Source organism: Salinibacterium sp., assembly GCF_031364185.1.
GTDB lineage: Bacteria > Actinomycetota > Actinomycetes > Actinomycetales > Microbacteriaceae > Rhodoglobus.
The window spans coordinates 1-6,858 of record NZ_JANLVV010000382.1 but is presented as its reverse complement, the minus strand read 5'-3'; the positions used below and the strand labels follow the sequence as shown (position 1 = coordinate 6,858).

Here is a 6,858-nt window from a genome sequence, read left to right as displayed (position 1 = left end):
CGGCCGACGGCAGCGTGGTCAACCTGCGCGACAAAGATGATGAGGTGTTCCGCGCTGCGGAAGAGCTCTGCATCAACATCTCCACCCGGTTCGAGTCCTCGTCAATCGACGAGATCTGAGCTACTAGCTCCCTTCGTCGCGACCCCGCCTATTTAGCTTCAAAGCTTTTTTCTAAGAGAGAAGAAACCATTGCTCGACGTTCACGCGTTTGACGAAATCAAGATTGGCCTTGCCACTGCTGACGACATCCGTCGTTGGTCACACGGTGAGGTGAAGAAGCCAGAGACGATCAACTACCGCACGCTCAAGCCTGAAAAGGATGGCCTGTTCGGCGAGCAGATCTTCGGACCGAGTCGGGACTGGGAGTGCTCGTGCGGTAAGTACAAGCGAGTCCGCTTCAAGGGAATCGTCTGCGAGCGCTGCGGAGTCGAGGTCACCAAGTCCTCGGTGCGTCGCGAGCGCATGGGCCACATCGAGCTCGCCGCTCCCGTTACTCACATCTGGTACTTCAAGGGTGTTCCGTCCAGGCTCGGCTACCTGCTCGACATGGCGCCGAAAGACCTCGAGAAGGTCATCTACTTCGCGGCATACATGATCATTTCGGTGGATGAGGAGGGAAGGCACTCTGACCTGCCCGGCCTCGAGAATGAGATCCGTCTCGAAATCAAAACCCTCGAGGGCCAGCGCGACACCCGCATCGCCACTCGACTTGCGAAGCTGGAAGAAGACCTGGCCGCCCTCGAGGCCGAAGGTGCTAAGAGCGACCAGAAGCGTCGCGTCAAGGATGGCGCCGAGAAGGAAATGGGCCAGGCCCGCAAGTCATTCGATGAGCAGATCAGCCAGCTCGAGCGCGTCTGGGACGATTTCCGCAACCTGAAGGTCGGTGACCTCAAGCCCGAGGATTCCGTCTTCCAGGAGCTGCAGGATCGTTTCGGCACCTACTTCGAGGCCTACATGGGCGCGGAGGCCATCCAGAAGCGCCTGCAGGCGTTCGACCTGGAGACAGAGAGTGTCGACCTGCACGACCAGATCGCCAACGGCAAGGGCCAGAAGAAGATCCGTGCGATCAAGCGACTGCGCGTGGTCAACTCCTTCCTGCTGACCGGCAACTCGCCGTCCGCCATGTTGCTGGAAGTTGTGCCGGTCATCCCGCCGGAGCTTCGCCCGATGGTGCAGCTGGATGGTGGCCGCTTCGCGACCTCCGACCTCAACGACCTGTACCGCAGGGTCATCAACCGCAACAACCGCCTGCGTCGCCTGCTCGACCTCGGTGCACCCGAGATCATCGTCAACAACGAGAAGCGCATGCTGCAGGAGGCCGTTGACGCACTGTTCGACAATGGTCGTCGTGGTCGCCCCGTCACCGGTACCGGCAACCGTGCCCTCAAGTCACTGAGCGACATGCTCAAGGGCAAGCAGGGTCGTTTCCGCCAGAACCTGCTCGGAAAGCGCGTCGACTACTCCGGTCGTTCGGTGATAATCGTCGGCCCGCAGCTCAAGCTCCACCAGTGTGGTCTGCCCAAACAGATGGCACTCGAGCTGTTCAAGCCGTTCGTGATCAAGCGACTCATCGACCTCAGCCACGCTCAGAACATCAAGAGCGCCAAGCGCATGGTCGAGCGGAGCCGTCCGCAGGTGTGGGATGTGCTCGAGGAGATCATCCGCGAGCGCCCCGTGCTGCTGAACCGCGCACCCACGCTTCACCGTCTCGGCATCCAGGCCTTCGAGCCCCAGCTGGTCGAAGGTAAGGCCATCCAGCTTCACCCGCTCGTCTGTGCTGCGTTCAACGCAGATTTCGACGGTGACCAGATGGCGGTGCATCTTCCGCTGTCGGTCGAGGCCCAGGCCGAGGCCCGCGTGCTCATGCTCGCGAGCAACAACATCCTGAAGCCCTCCGACGGCCGACCGGTGACCCTGCCCACACAGGACATGATCATCGGCCTGCATCACCTGACCACGCTCAAAGATGGCGGTGAGGGTGAGGGCCGCGCGTTCTCGTCCGTCGCCGAGGCGATCCTCGCGTTCGACCAGCACTCGCTGAATCTGAATGCGAAGGTTCGCATCCGTCTTGAGAACCTGCACTTCGCCGACGGTGAGGCGCCCGAGGGCTTCGAGCAGGGCAAGACCGTCCTGATGAACACGACCCTCGGTCGCGCACTGTTCAACGAGGCACTTCCCGCCGACTACCCCTACATCGAGGCAGTCGCAGACAAGGGCCAGATCTCGGCGATCGTCAACGACCTCGCCGAGCGCTACCCGAAGGTGGAGGTCGCGGCAGCACTCGACCGCATCAAGGATGCCGGTTTCCACTGGGCTACCCGCTCGGGTGTCACCGTCGCACTGTCTGACATCGTGACCCCGCCGAACAAGCCGGAGATCATCGCCGGCTACGAGAAGCAGGCCGCGAAGGTGCAGGACCAGTTCGACAAGGGCCTCACGACCGATGCCGAGCGTCGCCAGGAGCTCATCGAGATCTGGAACAAGGCCACCGCCGAGGTTGCCACCGCCATGCAGAACAACTTCGCCTCCGACAACAACATCAACCGCATGGTGTCGTCTGGTGCTCGTGGTAACTGGATGCAGGTTCGCCAGATCGCCGGTATGCGTGGGCTCGTATCGAACCCGAAGGGTGAGATCATCCCTCGCCCGATCGTGCACTCCTATAAGGAGGGCCTGACCGTGGCCGAGTACTTCATCTCGACCCACGGTGCTCGTAAAGGGCTGGCCGACACGGCGCTTCGTACCGCTGACTCGGGGTACCTCACCCGTCGACTCGTCGACGTCTCGCAGGATGTCATCATCCGCGAAGACGACTGCGGTACGTCGAAGGGCCTCGATATGCCGATTGCCGCACAGGATGCCGCTGGCAACTGGGTGCTTGACACCAACGTCGAGAACTCGGTTTACGCTCGCAGCCTTGCTGCCGAAGCCGTCGATGCCAAGGGCAAGGTCATTGCGGCCGCGGGCGCCGACGTCGGAGACGTCCTGCTCGACACCCTGGTGTCAGCTGGCGTCCACAACATCAAGGTGCGTTCGGTGCTCACGTGTGAGTCCGTCGTGGGTGTGTGTGCTGCCTGCTACGGTCGATCGCTCGCTACCGGTCTGCTCGTCGACATCGGTGAGGCCGTCGGTATCATTGCGGCCCAGTCGATTGGTGAGCCAGGGACGCAGCTGACGATGCGTACCTTCCACACCGGTGGTGTGGCATCCGCTGATGACATCACGCAGGGTCTGCCTCGCGTGACCGAGCTCTTCGAGGCTCGCACGCCGAAGGGCGCTTCACCCATCGCCGAGGCTGCAGGGCGCATCACCATCGAGGACACGGATCGGGCTCGCCGCCTTATCCTGACTCCAGATAATGGTGACGAGCCCGTCGCCTACCCGGTGCTTCGCCGCGCTACTCTCCTCATCGAGGATGGCCAGCACGTCGATCTCGGTCAGCAGCTGCACGTCGGAAACCTCGACCCGAAGGAAGTTCTTCGGGTCAAGGGTGTTCGTGCCGTGCAGCTTCACCTGGTCGATGGTGTGCAGGGTGTCTACCGCTCGCAGGGTGTGCCGATTCACGATAAGCACATTGAGGTCATCGTTCGCCAGATGCTCCGCAAGGTGACCGTAGTCGACCACGGAGACACAGGCCTGCTTCCGGGCGAGCTCGTCGACCGGCTCAAGTACAACGAGCTGAACCGCGCTGCGCTCACCGAGGGCAAGGCCACCGCCTCGGCTCGCCAGGAGGTCATGGGTATCACCAAGGCGTCCCTTGCGACCGAGTCCTGGCTGAGCGCCGCGTCGTTCCAGGAGACCACGCGTGTTCTTACGCAGGCCGCCATGGAGGGCAAGTCCGACCCGCTGATGGGACTCAAGGAGAACGTCATCATCGGAAAGCTCATCCCGGCGGGCACGGGTCTTCCGCGCTACCGCGATGTGTCTGTCGAGGCGACGGACGAAGCCAAGGCCGAGCGCTACCCGAACCGCATCTTCACTGATGAGTCCGCGTTCAGCGAGAGCGACCTGAGTTTCGTCGACTTCGACAGCTTCAGCTCAGACGACTACACCCCCGGTACCTACAACTAAGGTCCCGCACAGGATGGCCCGTCACTTCGGTGGCGGGCCATCCTGCATTTAATCCCTGGATGAGGGAGTCGTCATTGCTCCGGATGGGGATGTTGAGTTTCGCAGAGAAGGTCAGCGAGGAGGGTTGGTACGGAAGCTTGATACCGAATGCTGAATTGATAGTGGCGAGCTCAGGGCATAAAGCAAGGTGCGAAACCGGATCTCCACACCCAACCCGATCTATGCGACTCGCGCTATTGGCTGGCGGGTGCGGGTCCAGTTGGGAATACCTGGCCCGCGAACATAGGGCAGCCCGGCGACCATCCGGTATTGCCAAGGTCCCGTGTCGACTTGCTGGTGGTGCCAGAAGCAGAGCAACAGTCCGTTATCGAGCGCGGTGGGCCCACCGTCTCGGTCGGGGATGACGTGGTGGGCTTGGAGTGTGTAGTGGGGGCTGGTGCACCCGGGGGTTACGCAGCCGGTGCCGTCCCGGGTAGCCATTGCCAGCCGCTGTATCGGGGTGAAGCAACGCTGTGTCGAGCTGATCGCGGTAACGGCACCGGTCTCGTCGGTGGTGGCGACGCGGTAGCCGCCAGTGTCGATGAAGCGTTCGATGGTGCGCCGGGATGCAGGGAAGGGTGAGCCGGTAATGGTGCCGATCGCGTCGGAGTCGAGGCCGGCGTCGTTGGTGAGATCAGCGGCGGTGACAGTGACGAGGACGGTGACCGGGAGCCCATCGAGGCTGGGCGCGCCGTCAGCGGTGGCGGCTGCCATCACGATCTCCCCGAGGGCGTCGTGGCGGCGTTGCGCTGGGGTGCGGGGGTCGGCGGGCTCACCGAGGTGATCCATCAGATTCGCGTTGAGGTCAATGAATCGTGGGGAGCGGCGTTGTGCTTCTAACATCCCCGCCAATAACACCCCGACCTCAGGCAACAACCTTCCGTGGGCTGGTACGAGTCCGTCTTCGTCGGGAGTGCCGAGGCGGAACTCGCGGCGACGGGTCGCTCGCTCTTCCCGGGGTCGGGCACCATCAGGATCTGCCGCAGCGGTCATCTGTCGGATCTCACCGGTGAGGAAGTCCACCGACACCGCAGCAACCATCGGCTGATCATTCGGGCTGACCCCTGTGGCGCGGCCGACCATGACCGTCTCGGCCATGTCGAGCACGTCCGAAGGTGCCCGCCCGGTGATCGATGCCAGCTCCGTCGCAATCAGGTTTGCGGCGTCAAGGCCCAGGTCGCCCGCATCGAGCGCCGCACTGACAGCAGGCCGCGCAGCGGGCACTACCGCGCCGGTCAACGTGAGGTCTTCGCACACCGCGGTAGCGACCGTCAGGCGGGTGCGAGCCGAACGCTCCGAGATCTGCGCAAGAGATGCAACTGCCGAGGTCGCGGACGCATGCCCGAGGCGTTCGACCAGCATGGGGTTGTTCACCAGCTGAGCCAGGACGCGAACACGAGCACAATCCATCAGCCTACCGACCGACTCCACCGCCGCAATGACATCAGCAACAGGGCCCGACCGGCCCAACGAGTCCCGATGGAGGAAATCGATATGAAGGAGGTCGATCAGAGCAGCAAGATCGTGGGCGACGACATCCACTTGGCGGGTGATTGCGTCGTTTTGGGACATGCCTTAGTCTAGCACACATTCGAAGATATATTCGAAATAAGTCTCACGGTGCAGTGAGTTGCAATGCCGAATAAGAGGCGTCGACTTAGAATCCAGACCACCTATTTCGGAGTAATGAGCAGCGACGGTAGTCGCCCGGTCGTGCAGTGCGCTCCGGAGCTGCGGAGGGTCGATGGCTTCCGCATGAGTCCCGAGTTGCCAGAGCGCCCACTTTGCATGTCGAAGATCTTGAAAGGTAAGCTCCAGTCGAAGCCAGCCGTCTGGGTCTGTCGCCTCGTGAAGAATAGCGATCGCGGTTCCGGCGAGTTCTTCGCGTCGCAGAGGGTCGATTCGTGTCAGCACGACAAGTTGCGTTTCTCCAGCGCGAAATCGAGCGCTGCGTGCCTGCCACAGTTCTTCGAGAGTGAATTCGCTTGGGCTTTGAGCGGGCTCGGGGAGTTCTTCGGCGGCCAATATGCGTGAGAGCCGGTAGGTTCGATCGCTCCCATCGACCGTCGCGAGGAGGTACCCCTTCTCGCGTACCGTGACGAGGCCGATCGGGTGCACTTCGCGCCACGCGGGGCTGCGATTTTCGGCGGCATAATGGAGGCGCAGCTGGCGGCCGTTGAGCACAGCCCGTCGCACCTCCACTGCAACCGCTGTCGGGATGTTCTCTTCGATACGGCGACGCGACAACAGATCGGCTTCCGGGTCGACAAGTATCCGTTGAGCGGCATCGGTCGCTGCACGCCGGTAGCTCGTCGGCAAGGCGTCGACAACCTTACGCATGGCGGACGATAGGGCCGATCCGAGGCCCAACACCTGCCTGCCGCCGAGCCCTCCGGCGGTGAGGAGGGCGACGGCTTCGTCATGGTTAAGGCCCGTCAATTCGGTCCGGAATCCCGGGAGTAGAGAGAATCCACCGTGGCGACCTCGGTCGACGTAGACGGGGACCCCCGCAGTGGACAACGCATCGATGTCTCGCAGGACGGTGCGAGTAGAGACCTCCAGCTCCTTAGCCATCTCAGGCGCCGAAAGGCGACCTCGTTGCCGCAGTTGTTAACGCCGACTGAAAACAGGGCCAGAAACGCCAAGCGGGTTCTAGGTCTCGTTGCAACACTCCATCAGAATTCGGAGTGTGGACATCATGGGACGACGTGGACGTAAGAGATGGCTCAGCGTTGAGGACGCGTATTG

The 6,858-nt window shown here is 62.3% G+C and carries 3 protein-coding genes; 1 reads left to right on the top strand and 2 read right to left on the bottom strand.

Annotated features, from left to right (window positions below; all coding sequences use genetic code 11):
- Positions 1 to 189: 189 nt before the first annotated feature.
- Positions 190 to 4,071 carry a DNA-directed RNA polymerase subunit beta' gene (locus RMN95_RS16530; protein WP_309617998.1) on the top strand — a complete coding sequence of 1,294 codons (3,882 nt, stop codon included), beginning with the start codon at positions 190 to 192 and terminating at the stop codon, positions 4,069 to 4,071.
- Positions 4,072 to 4,290: 219 nt separating this feature from the next.
- Here the strand turns inward: RMN95_RS16530 and RMN95_RS16525 are convergent, their stop codons facing one another.
- Together RMN95_RS16525 and RMN95_RS16520 are read right to left on the bottom strand one after the other, a co-directional pair.
- Positions 4,291 to 5,682, bottom strand: coding sequence for a DUF222 domain-containing protein (locus RMN95_RS16525; RefSeq protein WP_309617997.1), 1,392 nt, complete (start codon positions 5,680 to 5,682; stop codon positions 4,291 to 4,293).
- 3 nt (positions 5,683 to 5,685) lie between these two features.
- Positions 5,686 to 6,717 (bottom strand): WYL domain-containing protein, encoded by a 1,032-nt coding sequence (locus RMN95_RS16520; RefSeq protein WP_309617999.1) that lies wholly within the window; start codon positions 6,715 to 6,717, stop codon positions 5,686 to 5,688.
- Positions 6,718 to 6,858 lie beyond the last annotated feature (141 nt).

Coding starts and splice junctions, on each gene's coding strand:
- RMN95_RS16525 (WP_309617997.1), bottom strand. CDS start 5,682: ATGTCCCAAAACGACGCAATCACCCGCCAAGTGGATGTCGTCGCCCAC.